Source organism: Flavobacterium sp. B114r (genome assembly GCF_056824125.1).
This window is the reverse complement of record NZ_CP124858.1, coordinates 5,597,410-5,616,507: the sequence shown is the minus strand read 5'-3', so window position 1 is coordinate 5,616,507 and position 19,098 is coordinate 5,597,410. Positions and strand designations below refer to the sequence as shown.

19 protein-coding genes are annotated in these 19,098 nt (G+C 33.3%); 6 read left to right on the top strand and 13 right to left on the bottom strand.

Going from position 1 to position 19,098, the window contains the following annotated elements:
• Positions 1–37: 37 nt before the first annotated feature.
• Positions 38–3,205, top strand: coding sequence for an efflux RND transporter permease subunit (locus QLQ94_RS23300; RefSeq protein WP_271338683.1), 3,168 nt, complete (start codon positions 38–40; stop codon positions 3,203–3,205).
• Complete coding sequence (locus QLQ94_RS23295) at positions 3,198–4,646, top strand: TolC family protein (protein ID WP_271338682.1); 1,449 nt, start codon at positions 3,198–3,200, stop codon at positions 4,644–4,646. Before QLQ94_RS23300 ends, QLQ94_RS23295 begins: the two co-directional genes overlap by 8 nt.
• 220 nt (positions 4,647–4,866) lie before the next feature.
• Here the strand turns inward: QLQ94_RS23295 and QLQ94_RS23290 are convergent, their stop codons facing one another.
• Positions 4,867–5,616 (bottom strand): DeoR/GlpR family DNA-binding transcription regulator, encoded by a 750-nt coding sequence (locus QLQ94_RS23290; RefSeq protein WP_271338681.1) that lies wholly within the window; start codon positions 5,614–5,616, stop codon positions 4,867–4,869.
• Between the two features lie 84 nt (positions 5,617–5,700).
• On the opposite strand from QLQ94_RS23290, the gene QLQ94_RS23285 reads away from it, so the two are divergent.
• A complete protein-coding gene (locus QLQ94_RS23285; protein ID WP_271338680.1) occupies positions 5,701–6,234 on the top strand; it encodes a 5' nucleotidase, NT5C type in 534 nt (177 codons plus the stop codon).
• Between the two features lie 787 nt (positions 6,235–7,021).
• Here the strand turns inward: QLQ94_RS23285 and QLQ94_RS23280 are convergent.
• Both QLQ94_RS23280 and QLQ94_RS23275 read right to left on the bottom strand, forming a co-directional pair.
• A complete protein-coding gene (locus tag QLQ94_RS23280; RefSeq protein WP_271338270.1) occupies positions 7,022–8,731 on the bottom strand; it encodes a tetratricopeptide repeat-containing sensor histidine kinase in 1,710 nt (569 codons plus the stop codon).
• A gap of 56 nt (positions 8,732–8,787) precedes the next feature.
• A complete protein-coding gene (locus tag QLQ94_RS23275; RefSeq protein ID WP_271338271.1) occupies positions 8,788–8,970 on the bottom strand; it encodes a hypothetical protein in 183 nt (60 codons plus the stop codon).
• Positions 8,971–10,043: 1,073 nt separating this feature from the next.
• Here QLQ94_RS23275 and QLQ94_RS23270 point away from each other — a divergent pair.
• Positions 10,044–10,412, top strand: coding sequence for a hypothetical protein (locus QLQ94_RS23270; protein WP_271338272.1), 369 nt, complete (start codon positions 10,044–10,046; stop codon positions 10,410–10,412).
• Between the two features lie 74 nt (positions 10,413–10,486).
• On the opposite strand, the gene QLQ94_RS23265 is transcribed toward QLQ94_RS23270, so the two are convergent.
• The 9 genes from QLQ94_RS23265 to QLQ94_RS23225 form a co-directional block, all read right to left on the bottom strand.
• The gene (locus tag QLQ94_RS23265; protein ID WP_271338273.1) at positions 10,487–11,839 is read right to left on the bottom strand and encodes a GH1 family beta-glucosidase; all 1,353 of its coding nucleotides are present in this window, start codon (positions 11,837–11,839) and stop codon (positions 10,487–10,489) included.
• A gap of 212 nt (positions 11,840–12,051) precedes the next feature.
• Positions 12,052–12,261: a hypothetical protein gene (locus tag QLQ94_RS23260; RefSeq protein ID WP_271338274.1), complete on the bottom strand. Its 210-nt coding sequence runs from the start codon at positions 12,259–12,261 to the stop codon at positions 12,052–12,054.
• Between the two features lie 10 nt (positions 12,262–12,271).
• Positions 12,272–12,727 (bottom strand): single stranded DNA-binding domain-containing protein, encoded by a 456-nt coding sequence (locus QLQ94_RS23255; protein ID WP_271338275.1) that lies wholly within the window; start codon positions 12,725–12,727, stop codon positions 12,272–12,274.
• A gap of 81 nt (positions 12,728–12,808) precedes the next feature.
• Positions 12,809–13,123 carry an excalibur calcium-binding domain-containing protein gene (locus QLQ94_RS23250; protein ID WP_271338277.1) on the bottom strand — a complete coding sequence of 105 codons (315 nt, stop codon included), beginning with the start codon at positions 13,121–13,123 and terminating at the stop codon, positions 12,809–12,811.
• Positions 13,124–13,125: 2 nt separating this feature from the next.
• A complete protein-coding gene (locus QLQ94_RS23245; protein ID WP_271338279.1) occupies positions 13,126–13,356 on the bottom strand; it encodes a DUF4236 domain-containing protein in 231 nt (76 codons plus the stop codon).
• Between the two features lie 46 nt (positions 13,357–13,402).
• The gene (locus QLQ94_RS23240; protein WP_482498681.1) at positions 13,403–13,561 is read right to left on the bottom strand and encodes a hypothetical protein; all 159 of its coding nucleotides are present in this window, start codon (positions 13,559–13,561) and stop codon (positions 13,403–13,405) included.
• Positions 13,562–13,708: 147 nt separating this feature from the next.
• The gene (locus tag QLQ94_RS23235) at positions 13,709–14,377 is read right to left on the bottom strand and encodes a response regulator (RefSeq protein WP_427403016.1); all 669 of its coding nucleotides are present in this window, start codon (positions 14,375–14,377) and stop codon (positions 13,709–13,711) included.
• Between the two features lie 7 nt (positions 14,378–14,384).
• On the bottom strand, positions 14,385–15,863 hold the full coding sequence (locus tag QLQ94_RS23230) for a tetratricopeptide repeat-containing sensor histidine kinase (protein ID WP_427403015.1): 1,479 nt from the start codon (positions 15,861–15,863) through the stop codon (positions 14,385–14,387).
• Between the two features lie 298 nt (positions 15,864–16,161).
• On the bottom strand, positions 16,162–16,329 hold the full coding sequence (locus QLQ94_RS23225) for a hypothetical protein (protein WP_271338283.1): 168 nt from the start codon (positions 16,327–16,329) through the stop codon (positions 16,162–16,164).
• A gap of 343 nt (positions 16,330–16,672) precedes the next feature.
• Here QLQ94_RS23225 and QLQ94_RS23220 point away from each other — a divergent pair, with 343 nt between their 5' ends.
• Positions 16,673–17,725 (top strand): hypothetical protein, encoded by a 1,053-nt coding sequence (locus tag QLQ94_RS23220; protein WP_271338284.1) that lies wholly within the window; start codon positions 16,673–16,675, stop codon positions 17,723–17,725.
• A gap of 141 nt (positions 17,726–17,866) precedes the next feature.
• On the opposite strand, the gene QLQ94_RS23215 is transcribed toward QLQ94_RS23220, so the two are convergent.
• A complete protein-coding gene (locus tag QLQ94_RS23215; RefSeq protein WP_271338285.1) occupies positions 17,867–18,226 on the bottom strand; it encodes a helix-turn-helix domain-containing protein in 360 nt (119 codons plus the stop codon).
• A 389-nt stretch (positions 18,227–18,615) separates the two neighbouring features.
• On the opposite strand from QLQ94_RS23215, the gene QLQ94_RS23210 reads away from it, so the two are divergent.
• Positions 18,616–19,032, top strand: a complete 417-nt coding sequence (locus tag QLQ94_RS23210; RefSeq protein WP_271338286.1) for a lipocalin family protein — start codon at positions 18,616–18,618, stop codon at positions 19,030–19,032.
• Positions 19,033–19,098: the final 66 nt, after the last annotated feature.

Below are 19,098 nucleotides of genomic sequence, written 5' to 3'. Positions count from 1 at the left end.
GATTTGCTTTGGTTTTAATCATTAAAAAAAATATAAAATGTTTAATAAATTTATTCAAAGACCTGTTCTGTCGATAGTAATATCGTTGATAATTGTCTTTTTAGGGGTATTGTCGGTATTGAATTTACCTATTACACAATTCCCTACAATTTCACCGCCAATGGTGAATGTTACCGCAGATTATCCGGGATCTAACGGTGAATTGATGATCAAAGCCGTTGTAATTCCTCTGGAAAGAGCCTTAAATGGAGTTCCCGGAATGAAATATATGGCTTCTGATGCAGGAAATGACGGTGAAGCGACCATAAAATTGGTGTTTAACTTAGGAACAGATCCTAATCAGGCTGCGATCAACGTTCAGAACCGTGTGGCTTCGGTTACTAATAAATTACCTCCATTAGTAATTAGAGAAGGTATTAAAATTACACGAGAAGTGCCAAGTATGTTGATGTACGTGAATCTTTATAGTACAGATAAAAATACTGACATGAAGTTCTTGTATAACTATGCTGATATCAACGTACTTTCAGAATTAAAAAGGGTAAATGGTATTGGTTCAGGAGATATCTTGGGAACACGTGAATATGCAATGCGTATTTGGTTAAAACCAGATCGTATGTTGGCTTATAAAATTTCTGCCGATGAGGTAATGGATGCCTTATCTAGTCAGAGTTTAGAAGCTTCACCTGGTAAAACGGGAGAAAGTTCAGGTAAACGTTCTCAGGCATTTGAATATGTATTAAAATATTCCGGACGTTTTACGACCAAAGAGCAATATGAGAATATTGTTGTAAAATCAAACGCTAACGGAGAACTTTTACGTTTGAAAGACGTTGCTAAAGTAGAATTTGGTAGTTCGATGTACGATATTTATTCGAACTTAAACGGAAGACCATCTGCGGCAATTGTACTAAAACAGTCATTTGGTAGTAATGCCAATCAGGTTATTGAAGAGGTAAAGGCTAAATTAGAAAAAATCAAGAAAAGATTCCCTAAAGGAATGGATTATGAGATTTCGTATGACGTTTCTAAATTCCTTGATGCTTCTATCGAAAAAGTTATTCATACCCTTGTTGAAGCTTTTATTCTGGTAGGTATAGTAGTATTCCTGTTCTTAGGAGACTGGCGTTCTACGGTTATTCCCGCAATTGCGGTTCCTGTATCATTGATTGGAACGTTTGTGTTCATGACCTTCTTTGATATTTCATTAAACTTAATCACCTTATTTGCTTTAGTTCTGGCTATTGGAGTCGTCGTCGATGATGCGATTGTAGTAATCGAAGCTGTTCACGCCAAGATGGAGGAAGAGCATCTCTCGCCACTTAAAGCCACTAAAAAAGCGATGCATGAGATTGCAGGAGCAATTATTGCCATTACATTCTTAATGGCGGCAGTATTTATTCCCGTAGCATTTATGTCTGGACCGGTTGGAGTATTTTACAGACAGTTCTCTGTAACTATGGCAACAGCTATTATCCTTTCTGGTATTGTGGCTTTGACATTGACTCCTGCGCTTTGTGCAATGATGTTAAGAAATGAGCATGGTAAACCTAAAAAGAAAACGCCTGTAAATATATTTATAGACGGATTTAATAATAAGTTCAATTTAGCGCAAGGAAAATACCAAAATTTATTAGCTAAAATTGTAAACAGAAGAGCCGTTACTATTATTGCGCTTCTTGTATTTTGCGCCGGAACATGGTTGATTAGCAGTACTGTTCCTTCCGGATTTATCCCGAATGAGGATCAGGGTATGTTTTATGCTGTTATTCAAACACCACCGGGTTCATCATTAGAAAGAACAAATAATATTGCTGAAAAACTACAGAAAATTGCTGAAAAAATAGACGGAGTAAAATCAGTTTCTTCATTAGCAGGTTATGAAATTTTGTCTGAAGGTACAGGTTCAAATTCAGGAACTTGTTTAGTTAACCTTAAAGACTGGAGCGACAGAAAACACTCTGTTCTTGAGATTATGGCTGAATTGGAAGAAAAATCTAAAGATATTGCAGGTGCAAATATTGAGTTTTTTCAACCACCTGCTGTACCGGGATATGGTGCTGCCGGAGGATTTGAGCTGCGTTTGTTAGATAAAACTGGTTCTAATGATTACAAAAAAATGGAGCAGGTAAATAACGATTTTGTTAAAGAGTTAAATACCCATCCGGAATTATCTAACGTGTTTAGTTTTTATAGTTCTAGTTTCCCGCAATACATGATGAAAGTCGACAATGATTTGGCTCAGCAAAAAGGGGTTTCTATCGAAAATGCCATGAACACTTTGTCAACTCTTGTGGGTAGTAACTATGAAATTAGTTTTATTAAATACGGAATTAACTATAAAGTAATTGTTCAGGCTTCTCCGGAATATCGTGCTCAGCCGGATGATATTTTAAAGTTGTATGTAAAAAACAATCGTGATGAAATGGTACCTTTTTCTGCTTTCATGAAGTTAGAAAAAGTATATGGACTTTCTGAGATTACGAGACATAACATGTATACTTCCACGCAAATTAGTGGTTCTGCTGCGCCAGGCTATAGTTCAGGTACAGCGATTAAAGTAATTCAGGAAGTTGCGGCCGCAAAATTACCCAGAGGATACGATATTGACTGGGCAGGTATTTCTGCAGATGAGGTTGCCCAGGGTAATCAGGCAATTTGGGTATTCATGATTTGTTTAGGATTTGTATACCTGGTATTAGCCGCTCAATACGAAAGTTTTATTTTACCATTATCTGTAATCCTTTCTTTACCGGCAGGTATTTTTGGAGCTTTCTTATTGTTGAAGTTAACAGGATTAGAGAACAACATTTATGCTCAGGTAGCGATGGTAATGCTTATTGGTTTACTGGGTAAAAATGCCGTACTGATTGTAGAGTTTGCGATACAGCGACATGCCGCAGGAAGATCAGTACTTGAAGCCGCAATGGAGGGAGCGAAAGCGAGGTTCCGTCCAATTTTGATGACTTCATTTGCTTTTATTGCGGGATTATTACCGCTTGCATTTGCTAGTGGTCCGGGTAAAATTGGTAACAGAACTATTGGTACAGCAGCTGCCGGTGGTATGCTTATAGGTACTATTTGTGGGGTATTTGTAATTCCGGGCTTGTATTACATTTTTGCCAGAATTGCAGAAAAACATAAACTGGTAAAACATGAAGAAGAGAATCCATTAACAGAAGAAATTGATAACAATCATGTATAAATTCAAATCATATCAATATGGTATTGCATTAGGTATATGTCTTACGGTTGCAGGGTGTAAAGCCCCTGCGCCTGAGGCAGCACCTACTACAAGTATGCCAGTTCCTGAGTCGTTTGGTGTAACAGCTCAATCTCAGGATGCAAACAACACCTCAGCTTTACAATGGAAAGATTACTTTAAGGATCAAAACCTTGTAGACTTGATTGATGTTGCCTTAAAAAATAATCAGGAATTAAATATTACTTTACAGGAAATTGAAATCGCAAAGAATGATATTCGTGTAAAAAAAGGACTTTTGTTGCCAACAGTTGGTGTTCGCGCCGGAGCTGGAGTAGAAAAAGTAGGTAGATACACAAGTCAGGGTGCTGGTGATGCTACGACAGAAATTAAACCAGGTAAGGAAACACCGGATCCATTAGGAGATTTTACCATCTCTGCTTATGCGAATTGGGAAGTAGATATCTGGAAAAAACTGCGTAATTCTAAAAAAGCAGCATTAAACAGATATTTAGCGACTGTAGAAGGTAAAAACTTTGTAATTACCAATCTTATTGCTGAAGTGGCTGATTCATATTATGAATTATTGGCTTTGGATACACAGTTGGATATTGTGAACCAAACGATCAAATTGCAAAGTAATGCTTTAGAAATTGTAAAAATTCAAAAGCAAGCTGCAAGAGCAACAGAACTGGGAGTTAAAAAGTTTGAGGCTGAAGTTCTGACTTCAAAAAGTATGGAGTTTGACATTCGTCAGCAAATTAAAGAGGCAGAGAATAAAATCAACTTTTTGTTAGCGAGATACCCACAGGAAATCAAGAGAACAAACAGTACTAACTTTTTAAGTTTGTTACCGGCTGCTGTGAGTTCAGGAATTCCGTCTCAATTATTGACAAATCGTCCTGATGTAAAACAAGCAGAACTAGAATTGGTAGCTTCAAAATTAGATGTAAAAGTTGCCCGTGCTGAGTTCTATCCTTCATTAGATATATCAGCTGCAGTAGGTATAGATGCTTTCAAACCATCTTATTTATTTACTTTCCCAGAATCTATTTTATATTCATTAGCAGGAGATCTTGCTGCGCCATTGATTAACAGAAATGCGATCAAGGCCGAGTTTGCAAGTGCAAACGCAAGACAACTTCAGGCGTTGTATAATTACGACCGTACGGTTTTGAACGCTTATTTAGAAGTGTCAAACCAACTTTCTAAGATTGAGAATCTTCAAAAAGGATATGATCTTAAATCGAAACAAGTTGATGCTTTAAATACATCTATTGATATTTCTAATGATTTGTTTAAATCAGCGAGAGTTGATTATTTCGAAGTGTTAATGACACAACGTGATGCGTTAGAAGCAAAATTAGAATTGGTTGATACTAAAAAAGAACAGCTAAATGCTGCCGTCCATGTTTATAGAGACTTAGGAGGCGGATGGAAATAATATTGCCCGTTAATTTGTAGATAAAAAGCCTTTCAAGATTTATACCTTGAAAGGCTTTTTTATTTTTTGAAAATCTAAATTTCGATAAATTTTCTTTTGAAATTGAGTGTCCTGGCCCAGATAGGAGCGGTATCCTTTTGTTGCCTTCTTTAGGCAGGAAAAGATATAACGGATAGCTGGAAATAGCTCCTTATCAGTATCATCTAAATTCATGAGGGAACTAAACAATTGTCAAGCCAGCTTCTTTGTAAACTTTTAATGTTTCATCTTCTGGGGCAATGTTTGTTACCAATACATTAATGGCTTTGATAGGAGAGACAAAATACGATTCGGCGGTTCCTACTTTTTCAATAGAACTTAAGGCGATTATAAAATTGGCGTTCTGAATCATGTTCTTTTTGATTTGCGAATCGTCATACAAAGCAGCGGTAACTCCACGTTCGTCATGAATGCTGCAAATTCCTAAAATACATATATCAGCCCTAAAATTTCTAAAAAAATCAATAGTTTCAATACTTGCGGTCGTAAAAGATGTTTTGCACATTTTTCCGCCTGCAAAAATCAAGTCGATATTAGGTAAATCTTCGATTAATGCTGCAACCGGAAAACTATTGGTTATAACAGTAATTTTTAAATCATAAGGAAAACTTGCAACTAAAGCCAAAGAAGTTGTTCCGCCATCGATAAAAACGACTTGTCCGTCTTTTAAAAATGAAATTGCTTTTTCGGCAATAATTTTTTTGTTTTCAAGATCGTGTTTTTCTCTATTTCTATAATGCAGCGGAATAGGAGAAGGAGCTACTGCACCACCCCGAACGGCCTTTAGTAATCCCTGATCTGATAGTTCTTTTACATCACGTCTAATGGTGTCTTCAGAGACGTTCAGGTATTCACTAAGTTCCAGTAAAGTTACACGATGCTCTTTTGATAAGTACTCTAAAATTACTTTTTGACGTTCTTCTTTTTTCATGTGTTGCAAAATTATATTGCAAAAATAAGTTAAAATTGCAATAATTTGCAATATTTGCGTAAATTTGTTGCAAAATCATTTATAATGAAAAAGAAAACAATTGCTATCGATATGGATGGTGTACTTGCGGATATCGAGGCACAATTAATTGAACATTACAATAAAGCAAACGGAACTATAGTATCAAGAGAAAGTATTCAGGGATTAGCAGAAGAAGAGGCTTTTAGTGATAGAACTCTTTTACGAGGCGTCCTTAATACAGATAATTTTTTTAGAACATTACCGGTAATGCCGGATGCGGTTGAAAGTTTGCAAAGATTGCAAGAGAATTTTGAAATTTTTATTGTTTCTGCTGCGACAGAATTTCCTGTTTCACTTGCAGAAAAAGTGGCATGGCTTGGGGAATATTTTCCTTTTATTAAATGGGAGAATATCATTTTATGCGGAAGCAAAAGAATTATAAATACAGATTATATGATCGATGATCACTGCAAAAATCTGGATTATTGTATGGGTAAACCAATTATGTTTACCGCATTTCATAACGTGAATCAAACGCATCATTTGCGTGTGAACAACTGGAAAGAAGCAGTTGCTTACTTAGAGGAAACATTATAACGCAACGAGGTTATAATATTATTGTTTTTTGAAGAGAAAAGCCTTTCTGGAGTAATCCTGAAAGGCTTTTTGTTGTGTGCCCAGCATGGGCGATAACTCTAGGGTGTAAGTCCCGAACACGCCTTTACAGTGGGAAGTGTTAGCTGAATGCAAGGGTGTCCATCGCGAGGTGGAATCTGAAGGAAGCAGTAGGCAAACTCTTGACCTGACGAACAGAAACTATATAAAAGGCCAAAGATGTTGGATAAGGTTGCAACACAAACTGAAGTCCAAAACTGTACGGAAACATCATGGTAAATATAGCAGGTATATGAGAGGAAAGTTGTCGTTCTTACCTGGGGAGGTCTTATAGACATAGGGGGAGTTTTTTTTTTAAAGAAAAGCACTTATGGATAACAATTGCTATAAGAAGTCAGCAGAGGTCATAGTAGGTACTGTAAATGAGTACCGAAGGACTGAACTTAATTAAGTGAGTAGTAAATGAATGTTACCTATGAAGGCACGAATGCAGAAAATATCAAGTAATTTGATAACTACCTTGGGAAGGATAGGACGGAATCCGACAGCTACCAGGGAGTGCAGACCTTTATTGGGATAACTGAAAACAACCTCACGGAAGTACTTTAGGTTAGGTATCTATCTTAAAATGTATCGTAAATTAAGAACCGCCTTGGTACGGATCCGTATGCCGGGTGGTGTGGAAGGTCGCCTAGGGAATTAATCCCTAGGCTCCTATCCGATTTTTATTAAGTATGAGCTAAGTTTTATATATATACTCTAATTCATGTTATTTAGGGATGGATATTTTTACTCTGAAACCTTTATCAGTTTCCGTGTCAAAATTAATAGTTCCTTTAACAGCCTGAATACGGTTTTCCATGTTTTGAAGTCCATTTTTTACCATTGTAGTTATTTCACTGCCTTTACCATTATCGGTATAGTTTATTAGTATAGATTTTTGATCACTTTCAAATTTTATCACTACCAGATTTGCGTTACTATGTTTCTTCATGTTCACCATTAATTCCTGTAAAATCCGATTAATGGTAATTTTTTTTATATCATCAATAAGTTCCCAGTTGATAGTTTCTAAGTTGGTAACCATGATATTTCTTTCGCTGGTATTATAAGTCGAAAGCATTTCTTTTATACTCTTGGTAAAATTAATACCGGTGTCAATTCTATTATTCTCTCGCGAAATCCCTCTTACACGTCCGTAAATATCATCTAGTTTTTGAAGTAGGTTTTCTTTGGCACTTTCCTTCAATAATGACTGAGATTCAGCAAAAGCAATCACATGATATACATCGTTTGCTAATTCATCGTGGATTTTTTTAGCAATTCGGGTTTCAGTGTTATAGGATGTCTTAACTTCTATAGCCTTGTTTTTATTTCTATAATAGCGTATTAGAATTGCTATTAAGATCACTAAAAAAATAAAAATAATTACAAAAACAATTCGGAGATATTTGGCTTTTTGAAGCGATAACTGGTTTTCTGCTTTTTCTAAGCGAAGTTTTGCATTTTCGTCTTTTTCTTTTTTAGAATCGTATTTAATTTTAGCAAACTTATTTTTGAAGTTATTTCGGACTTTAATAATGCTGTCGTTTAAAGTAAAATACCTTTGTACATATTTGCCGTTCTGAGCACTATGATCGTTAGAAATTAGAATTTGTAGTGCTTCTAATCTTTCGTCAACGCTATTTAGTTTTGTGGCGGTGTTGTAAGCCTCAAGAGCATTTTTATTCGATTTTTTAATGTCTTTTTTAGCATAATAATCGGCAAGGTGAAGATAGCTTTCAATGCTTCCGTACGTATCTTTAAATTCATTTCTTATGTGGAGGGATTGATTCATTAAAGAAAAACCTTTTTGATTTATTCCTTTTTTAAAATAAGCATAACCCAGATTGTCTATAATTGCTGCATTTTCAATTGCTTGAACTTTCTTTTTTGAAAATTTTTCACTTAAGAGAGATTCTAAAAGAGCGATTGCATTATCGTATTTTTTTTGTTGGATATAAACAGCTCCAATGTTGCTTAGAGGTCCTCGCTTCTCAATAGGATCTTTATAATCATTTGCAGCTTCTTTATAGTAAATAATAGCATCATTATAAAGGGAAAGCTCTTTGTCAGCAATACCTAACCTATTATTTATTTCAGCTGTGTAAGCAGTCTTTTTTTTTACATATAATAGTGCTTCTGTTACGGTCTCCTTACTCCCGTAGTAATCCCCATTAACTTGCTGAATTGATGCCATTAAAATAAGTGCATAACCTATATTTGCACTATCTTTTAAAGTTTCATATAGTTGTTTTGACTTATTAAACTCATAAAAAGCAGTATTGAAGTTTTGCTTATCGTAATTTTCAATTGCTTTATTTCGTAAATTAAGTGCCTCTTTTCGGATAGATTCTTTGTTAATATCAATAGTCTTTTTTTCTTTGCAGGAAAAAAGAAAAAGAAGTAGAATAAAATAAAAAAACGGGGACCGTAACATATAAATTTACTTTCCCCGAAAATAGTAATTAATTAGATACTAAAATTATATATTTATTAAACATTTGGTGGCGGTGGTGGTGGCTTTGTACCAGTATCACCAGGGCCAGCATAAGTCGCTTTTATAGGATTAACAGCTTTTTCTGTTTCCTTTTTTGGTTGAGTTTCAAGTTCATCAGGAGTACAAGAAAATATAGTGAACAATAACGCGAAAGCGATAAAAAGTATGAGTTTTTTCATTTTGATTTAATTTAAAAATTAGACATGAGTATTGCTGTCCGGAATTTTTCCGGAGCTTATTTGAGGCAATACCAAATTGCTTTTTGGGGAAGTAAAGCGTGTAGAACTGTAAGACGTTATTTATACTTCCCGAATAAACTCGGTCTTACAGTTTTCTACACTTTGAATTGAATTAGTTCTGTTTTGTTTTAATCTGCAGTTAAAACGTGAACTAATTTCTTTGGCAAAGTAAAGGCGCTTTGAAGCCTTTGTAGATAAGGGATTCCCAGAATTCCCGCGTTTTCCCGAGATTCCTAATAATTCCTTAAAACAAAATACAATGAATAGTAAATTTAGGTTTGTTAGAACGTGTTAGTTAAATTTAAAACCAATCTGACCTTTATTATATAGAGGCAAAAAGTCATAAAAAGGTTGGATTGAACGATTAAAAAAAAGAGGAAAAATGTAATATTGAATAAAAGAAACAAATTGAAATTGCCAATAAAGTGATGGCATTTGTTGAAATAAGAAATGAAGTCATAATCATAGAATAAAGAGTTTAGTGATAAATGAACATGAAGAGTCGAAAGAGGATCCCGAAAAAGGAAATCTTTTCTTTAATACAGGAATATATTTTCTAAAAAAATAGTTCAGAAATATATTCGGGAAAAATAATTATGGTAGAAATTCCAGCGGTTGCTCTAGTGTATTCTGCGTGTTTATACTTTGTGCAGAAAAAAAGATTAATTGAGAAAATTTCGAAATGAAATTGGGTAGCATTTTGAAAAATAAAATGCAGGTAGAAATAAAAAGAATGGTTTTTTAAGAAGTAATTTGAGCATTTAAATAGTTTGTTTTTTGGCATATATTATCTGTTATTTACACTATAAAGATAAGAAAAAATAACCGTTAAACCTAGTGATTACAAGAGAAATGATCACTTTTTTTGCTTTTTTTAGTAAATAAATTTCATGAATTTTCCTCACCCAATTATTGCTTTTTCCGGTGGTCGAATTGTGATAATATTATCTATATTTATAGAATATTAGAATAGGTTTCGATTTCTATTCACTATCATTTTAAAAACATCTTTTATGAAAAAGCTTCTAATACTATTAATTGTTTTATGCACTTTGGGTTGCAAAAAATATGTTGTCTCGTTTGAACAGCCAACGGATATGAAACTTGATAACTTAAAATTGGAAGTGTTTCTGGATAAAAAGAAAGTTCAGGACATAAACTTAAAAGCAACAAATACATTGCCGGGTTATGAAACAGCAGAACTGCCAGTATCAGATGAAGGAAAACATGTGCTTCAGGTTAAGGTAAAAGACACAACCTTTAGTTATAATGTAAATTATCCCGAAGATAGATATATTCTTGTAACGGCGCACTTAAAAAACAATGGCAAGATTAATATTGGAATCTTAAAACAGAAATATTTGTTTCGAGTTCAGAGATAAATGATTTTACTTCAAAAAAAAAGCCTTTCACGATTTAGTAGTGAAAGGCTTTTGTGTTTTCTTAAGCATCAGTTTTAAGATAAGAAATCTTTAAACCATAATCCTGAATTTTTAATGGTTCTTTGCTGTGTTTCGAAATCAACATGAATTAATCCAAATCTGGCGTTGTAGCCTTCTGCCCATTCGAAGTTATCGGTAAGGCTCCAGACAAAGTAACCTTCGACGTTTAGACCGTCTTTTTTTGCTTTTAGGATTTGTTCTAAATGGTCCTGAATATAATGAGTACGTTTGATGTCGTATACTTTTCCGTTCGTCAGAATATCCGGAAACGCAGCGCCATTTTCTGTAATTATAATTTTTTTAATGCCTTTGTATGCATTGAATTTTTTAAGCACCTCATAAAGGGCAGGAGGGTAGACTTCCCATCCCATATCTGTTGATATCACGTTTCTTTTTTCGGCACTTATTAATTCGGCGCCAATATACGGAATCAGCATCGAGGATTTTACGACTTCCCGCGTGTAACATTGCAGGCCTATAAAATCAAAATCAAAAGATAAATTGTTCAGATCATCTTCTAAAATATAATTATTGAGTTTTTTAAGAACAGGTAAATCGGCCTGAGGATATCCCAATCCCAAAATAGGTTCAATAAAAGTTCTGTTCAATAAAGTATCTACCCGTTTTGCAGCTTCGATATCTTTAGAGCTTTGAGTTGCCGGCTCGATATGCGTACAGGAAAAAGTAGTTCCTATATTTGCGTCTGGAATTAGGTTTCGTAGTATTTTTGCACCAGCTGTTGTAGCCAGAGTTACATGATGCATGGCTTTAAGATAATTAGAAATGCCTTTTTTTCCCGGAGCATGAATTCCCAGAAAATATCCTGCACCCGTAAAAACCGAAGGTTCGTTGATCACCATCCAGTTTTTGACACGATCGCCAAAATATTGAGCGCAAACTTCGACATATTGAGAGAACCACAAAACAGATTCCCGATTGGTCCAGCCGCCTTTTGTTTCAAGATCATGTGGCAAATCCCAGTGATAAAGTGTAATCCAGGGTTGTATTCCTGCTGCGAGTAAAGAATCGATGATTTTATTGTAATAATCGATACCAGACTGATTGATAGGATGAACTCCCGTTGGCATAATTCTGGGCCAGCTGATCGAAAACCTAAAATTAGGAATGTTTAGTTCCTGAATTAGATCAATATCGTTTTGGTACGAATTGTAGAAATCGCAGGCGGTAAGAGCATGATGTCCGTTCTTGATTTTTCCTTTTTGCGACGTAAAAACGTCCCAGATAGAAGAACCTTTTCCATCAGCATCATGAGCCCCTTCAATTTGGAAAGCGGCGGTTGAAACACCCCACAAGAAATCATCTCCAAATTGGTCTTTGTTCAAAAATGAGTTCTCAGTTTTATTCATTCAAATGAGTTTTTCCTTTTTTAATTGTAATTTATTAATGAAGGAAAGATGATTGCATAGCTCTTAAAAAAAGCCATTCTTTGAAAGAAACCAGAAAATTTAGATTAAAGAATTTCATAACGTTTAGTTTTATTCAAATTAATAAAACTAATATGAATTTATCGTAAAGTGATTATTATCAAATGATTAAATATTTTTTAAAGGGAATAAAATCAATCTTCCCAGCCACAGAGTGTAAGACCTAAACTTTGTGCTTGTTTAAGTGATGTTTTTATTATCTCATGTCGACAACCCGCAAAACCGCGACAGTTTTCTGTGTAATGATATTTTTTTGCACCTTTTGGACCGCAGATATAAACTGCGGTTTCAGAAGGATGAAAAGAAGTCGAAAAAAATAAAAACAGCACTAAAAGTGATTTCATCAGACTTTTTTTATTTGACAATCAGTTGATATTCATTTCCTTTTTTGTCAGCGGCTTTCAACTTTCCGTATGAAATCCATTCGGTTTTAATTTCAATATCGGCAATAGTATCACCAATTAAAATTCCTGCACCGTACTTTCCCTGAACGTTGATGTTTCCACGAACTGAATCTCCTTTTATATTGATTCCTTTTACATCATAATTGTATTCGTATTCTCCAGGATTTCCGGTTCTGTATTCGTATTGATAAGTTGTATTTACATGATACGTTTTCGCTTCTTCTACTGTGATTGTTTTTCGATCGTCAGTAGTAATTACTTGTTGGTACAATGAATTGATTTCCGGCGGAGGCGCAGCAGCAGCTTTTTTACAGGAAATTATTCCTAATGCTAAAAGTAGGAATGGTAGTTTATAATTATAAAACATCTTAGTGGTCACTAAGTAATAAAAGTAATTTTTTCTCAATGTCTATTTGGTTTTTTATTATTGCTTCTTCAATATAAAATCTGTTAAAATATTTTTCATATTGAGCACAAAGAAGAATAGTTATTTTTTAGGTAAATTTTCACAGGCGATTCCGTCTTTGTCAGCGTCGAGATTTTTATAACAGCTTCTGTTGCTATCGTAAGTTGCTTGTGCTTGCGCCTGAGTTTTAAAATCTCCGCAAGTTTTAGTGGGGCAGTTTGAGCCTGATGTATCTGACGAATCTGAACAAGAAATTGCCAGTCCAAATGTCATCGTTATAAGCATTATTAAAATGCATCCGCTATTCTTGTTTGAGTATGATTTTGTTCTTGTTTTGGTAAAATGAGGCTGAACATACGTTCCATCTTTCTTGAAATATCCTTTTCTGTATCCCATTGTTATATATGTTTTATTGTAAAAATTAAAAGTGTTATGATGCCTGTAAATGCAAATAGTACGATGCAACCGCTATTTTGGTAACGTAGTCCTGATATACCTGTTTTTACAGAATATCCGTTTTTACTAAATGATCCTATCTTTGTTCTTAAACTTGGAGAAATACCGGATTTACTTATGTTTAAGCCAAATCCTCCTCCAATTTTTATTCTTTTTTGAAATCGAAATCCCATGATTTTAGGTTTTGGTCATTAAAGTTTTTCGAATTATTCACAAACTTTACTTTCTTTTTTTATAGTGATTTTTGGTACTTGCATTTTTGTATTTTCCTCCTTTATGGGAACTACCTTTTCCATTTTTATAATGACCACTTTGGGCTTCAATAGTACCTCCCAGAACCAAGAGGATGAGACTAAACAAAACGACTAATTTTTTCATAATTTTAAATTGATTTAAGAATTCAAACTTAAACCTATTTGAAATTTGTATTTTATGGAAATCCGTAATTCGTATTTTTTTAATTTTAAGCAATAAAAAAAGCCCCCGAAGGAGCTTAATGAATTAATAATAGTATTGTAATGAGTTTTAGATAATTCCCATATCTTTTGTAATCGAAACCAGATGCGTCGTGTTATTTGCCTTAAAAAAATCTTTTAGCTTGGAGATTTTTTTTTCGACTGTACTTTTGCTGTTTGGTTTTACTCCCATTTCTTTAAAAATCTGTATGATTTCATCTTGAGGAGTTCCGTATGATAATTGTTTCAGAATCTGTATGTCTAAATCGTCGATTTCGTAATTGCTTTTTTCTTGTAATGCTGATGCAATTTCCGGTGAAATATATTTTTGATCTGAAGTACCGATGAGGTTTATTGCTTTTTTGAGATCTTCAATACTGTTTCTTCCTTTTAGTACAAAGCCATTAATATCTGCTTTGTCAAAAAGTGATTTAATGCGTATGTTTTTATCTTCGACAGAATAGGCTATAATTTTAATATTAGGCTGAAGTTCGCGTACCTTCTCAACAAGTTCATCGCCACAAGTAATATTTACTTCGCGATGATCTTTTTTGAAAGAAAGATCGCTAATCAATAAATCATAAGGCTCATTATCCTGAATGGCTTTTCGTATTTTTAAAAAAGCATCATCACAATATTTGGCGTGTTGAAAATTTACAATATCTAAACTTTTTAAGGTCTGCTCGATTCCTAAATTTATATCTTCAAGGTCTTCGGCTATTATTACTTTTTTAAACATATGGCTTTTATTTAGGCAGCGTTATTTTTACTTTAAAACCTTTATCAGGTTCACTGTCAAAAGTAATAGTTCCTTTTATGGCTAGAATACGGTTTTCCATATTTTGTAAACCATTTTTTATAATTTCTTCTTTTTTGCAGCCTTTTCCGTTATCCGTGTAATCAATAAAAACTATTTTTCCGTTACTGTCAAACTTTACAACAACCAATGACGCATTGCTGTGTTTGGTCATATTGACCATTAATTCCTGTAAAATTCTATGAATAGTAACTTTTTTAATAGCATCTACTAACTCCCAATTTACTTTTTCGACATTATTGATAATTACATTTGTGTTGTTGCTATTATATGTCGAAAGCATTTCTTTTAGCCCCGCAGAATAATTTGCTGTGATATCGATTGTATTATTTTCTTTTGAAATCCTGCGAACGCGCGAATAAATATTATCAAGTTTTTGAACTAAAGTCTCCTTTATACTATCACTTTCTAAAGGTTGTGTTTGTGTAAAAGTCATGGCATGAAAAACATCATTTGCCAGTTCGTCATGAATGTCTTTTGCAATTCGGGTTTCAGTATCATAAGCGGTTTTTATTTTTTCGATCCTGTTTTTGTTTCTGTAGTATCGAATCAGGATAACAATTACTATAATTAGAAAGATTATACCAATTCCGGCAACTATTTTTTGATATTTTGCTTCTTGTAGTGATAATTCATTTTCTACTTTTTGTAAGCGTAGTTTTTGATTTTCGTCTTTTTCTTTTTTAGAATCGTATTTGATTTTGGCAAACTTGTTTTTAAAGTTGTTTCGAATCTTTATGATACTATCATTTATAGTAATGTACTTTTGGGCATATTGTGCATTTTTATTTCCGGAATCATTAGAAATTAAAAAAGACAAAGCTTTCAAACGTTCATCAACACTATTAAATCTTGTAGCGATTTCATAGGCTGATTGCGCATATTGATTTGATTGTTGTGGGTTTGGTTTTTGTGGGTTTGGTTTTGAGTAAAATTCGGCTAAGTGTAAATTGCCCTCAATATTTCCATAAGCATCGTCAATTTTATTTCTTAAGTTAAAGCTATTTTGCATTAATAAGAGTCCTTTATCATGTATTCCTTTTTTAAAATAGGCAAAGCCTAAATTGTCAAGAACCCGTGCTTTTCTAGTAAGGTCTGTGTTGAGAGATTTTTCGTTTATAATAGATTCTAAAATTAGTATTGCTTTATCATATTTTTTTTGATGAATGTATACGACCGCAATATTATTTAAGGGAGATTGTTTTGATGCTTCATCTGTACAATCTTTAAGAGCTTCCTGATAATAAAAAATAGCATCATTATAAAGAGAAAGTTCTTTATCAGCAATTCCGAATAAGTTATTGATAGCAGCACTATAAACATCTTTTTGTTTAAGATAAGGTAATGCTTCTGTCAGTGTTTCTTTACTGCCATAATAGTCGCCGTTTATTTGCTGAATATTAGCCATCTGGATAAGATTGTACACAATATTACCACTATCTTTTAGGGTTTCAAAAGTGATTTTTGATTTATTAAAGTTATAGAAGGCACTATTAAATTTCTTATTCTGAAAGTTCGTTATTCCTTTTTCTTGTAGATTAACAGCTTCTTTTATGATAGCAGTCTTATTGAAAGGTTTTATAATTTGTTTTTTGCAGGAAAGAAGAAATAAAAAAATAAGGAAATAAAAAAACGGGGATCGTAGCATAAAAGGTACTTTCCCCGAAAATAGTAATTAATTGTAAATTAAATACTATTATTGAATATTATTTTACCGGTGGTGGTGGCGGAACTGTTATTGGTGAATCCCCAGGTCCAGCGTATGCAGGTACTTCAGGTTTAATATTCGCTTTAGTATCTTCGAAATCGTCAGAAGTACAAGAAATCATAGTTGTCAATAGAGCGCACGCTCCCAATAATAGTAGCTTTTTCATTTTTTTAATATTTAAGGATTAAGCATGAGTATTGCTGTTCGGATCTTTTCCGAAATTGTTAATGCAACATCATTTTGTGTTGGGAAGTGAAGTGCGTAGACAGTAAAATTTTATTTATACTTCCCGGATAAACTCCGTTTTACGGTTTTCCGCACTTTTTATTTAAACTAGTTTGTACATTTGTTCTAATCGCTATATCGAACAAGAACTAATTTTTGATACCGCAAAGTAACAACGGCTTTAAGCCTGAATTGATAAGGAATTCCGGGATGTACTAACTTTCCTGAGATCTCCTGAAAAACCTGAAAAGTCATAGAAAAAATCCTGAAAATCCTGAAAGCTTATGGAAAAAACTACCCGAGAAAATGTTGAAAATGAATATAAAGAAGCTATTAGGGCAAAATATAGAAAAGAAAAAGAAGGAGGGGAGTATTATGATTTTTTAGATGTTCCAGGCCAAGCAAGTTTAAGGGATTTATGCTGGAAGATTTTTAGATCTAATCCTAAATATGATGATTTAAAGGTATACTCGGATTTTTTTAAGTTTGAATTTGATCCGAAAGAGGAAAATACTTCCACTACCTACACGGATAAATTTAGAAAAGTTGGGGCTTTTTACAAAGAAGGAAAAAAGCCTGCAAAAAACAGTACAATAGAATTAGCTGCAATTTTGATAGATTTTGAACCACGACCTTTTAATAAATTTAGAATTCACAATTTATATCGGGATGAAACTCAAAATGATCATACCAACAACTCCATAATATCAAACCAACAAACAGGACAAAATGATACTTCAGGAGATCTAGGAGTTTTTCTTGATAAGAAAGAAAGCGAAAAAGGAATAGAAAAAGGGATAGTAGGTGAACAGGAAGAGGAATGTGAGAATGTAAATGAAAATGAAAGTAAAGAAGAAATTGAGGAATTAAGAGAAAGTACTTTTGAAGAAGTAAAACCAAAATTAAATGCAATCAATGCATTCGTAGCTTTTAAAAAAAATCCTCCAAATAAATTAAATCGAAGAATTAAGAATACTATAATAGGTCTTGCTTTAGTTTTATGTATAGGGTTCCCGGTAATCTTTTTCGCATTTCCAGATAAAGGATGTATGCAATGGACTGGTAATAATTATGAGGTTGTAGATTGTGATCTGAAAGCACCAGATAACAATATTGAACTTTTAGATCGAAATCTTATTAATCTTAAAAGGATTAAGGTTTGTGACACAACTACTTTTTTTAAAAGTGGTAAATCGGTCGTTTTTTATGCCAGATCTGGAGATTCTCTTGAATGTTTTAATCAAATTGGATACCATCCTGAAAGACCGAGTCAATATTTGAGACCAATGACGAGATATATGATTGGTAAATACGTAAGGAATAAACCTTGTAAATAATGATATTTCTACATTTTTATATTTCAACTAAATAAAACAAAAAAAGAGGTTTCATGCGAAGCCTCTTTTTTTATTAATATATCATAAAGGATTATTTCTTAATTTTTCTACATATTTGAGTTTATCTTTTTCAGCCTGCAATTAACGTTCGTAAAGTTTTTTATTTTCATCAACAACTTCCATCAATTTATCTAACAGATTGAAAGTACAATTATTTGCAAATGCACCTTGGCTGCCATTGTTGCTGTGATCATACAATATATTAAAATAATTAATTGCAGCTTCGTCTGAAAAATTGTTAATGGCTTCGACACTTACGCCAAGGGCTTTTTCTACTTCGACAAGTTTTTCATCATCTACAATTTCGCTATTTTCTATTGCAGATATAGCCTGTTGGTTTGTTCCCATTGCTTGCGCCAAAGCTTCCTGCTTCATATCACGAAGTTCACGAATACGGCTAATTTTTCGCCCTATATGGTTTTGTTTTGTAAGTGTGCTCATAATTCAAAGATAATAATTAAGTGTAATCAGGCAATATGTAAAAAACATATTAAGCACTGTACTATACGGTTAAAGAAAACGATAGAATTATAAAGTAAAAGTACAATTTTTCAGACGTAATTATTATAACATGCTGAACTTGTTTTGATGTGTTTCCTAAAATAATAATTCGTTATGAGCATTAACTTACTTTATTTTAGATAGGTAGATGAAAAGAAATACCGACTTATTAACTGGATATAATATTGTCTTTTACTAGTTATAATTTTGTTTCGTAAGGTATTATTTAGGATTTAAATAGAATTATGTAAATATTATCGAAAATTATAGAACATTTCTGATAAACTTTAAAACTAATTTAGCATAAAATAATTTTAAAGAAATCAAACATGAAAACGAAAAGAATATTATTCGCATTATTATTGAGCATCGGTTTATTTGCAGCATCTTGTAGTAACGATGACAATGACGGGGAAACAATCGTCCCTATACAAGGTAAATACAACCTAAGTCAGACAGGAACAATTATTGACGGAAAAGAAGTTTTAATCGATGCGCCACAAAATCAAACAGGGTGCAGTAGAGATTATTTAGATCTAAGATTAAGTAATGCTGCAGTTATTGGTGATTATAACGGTTCTGATTGTGCCTTGACAGAAACTACAGGAACTTATGCAAGATCTCATAATGACTTAACTATTAGTGTTGGTAATGTAAGTTCTACCAGCGACATTATGAACCTTACTAATAAGGAGTTAAAATTGAAAGACAAAACTACTGGTATCATTACTGTATATACAAGATAATTTATCAGAAGTACTTTTTAGTTCTTTAAGAGGATTAAAAAACAAAAACGGAAATGACTTTTTAAA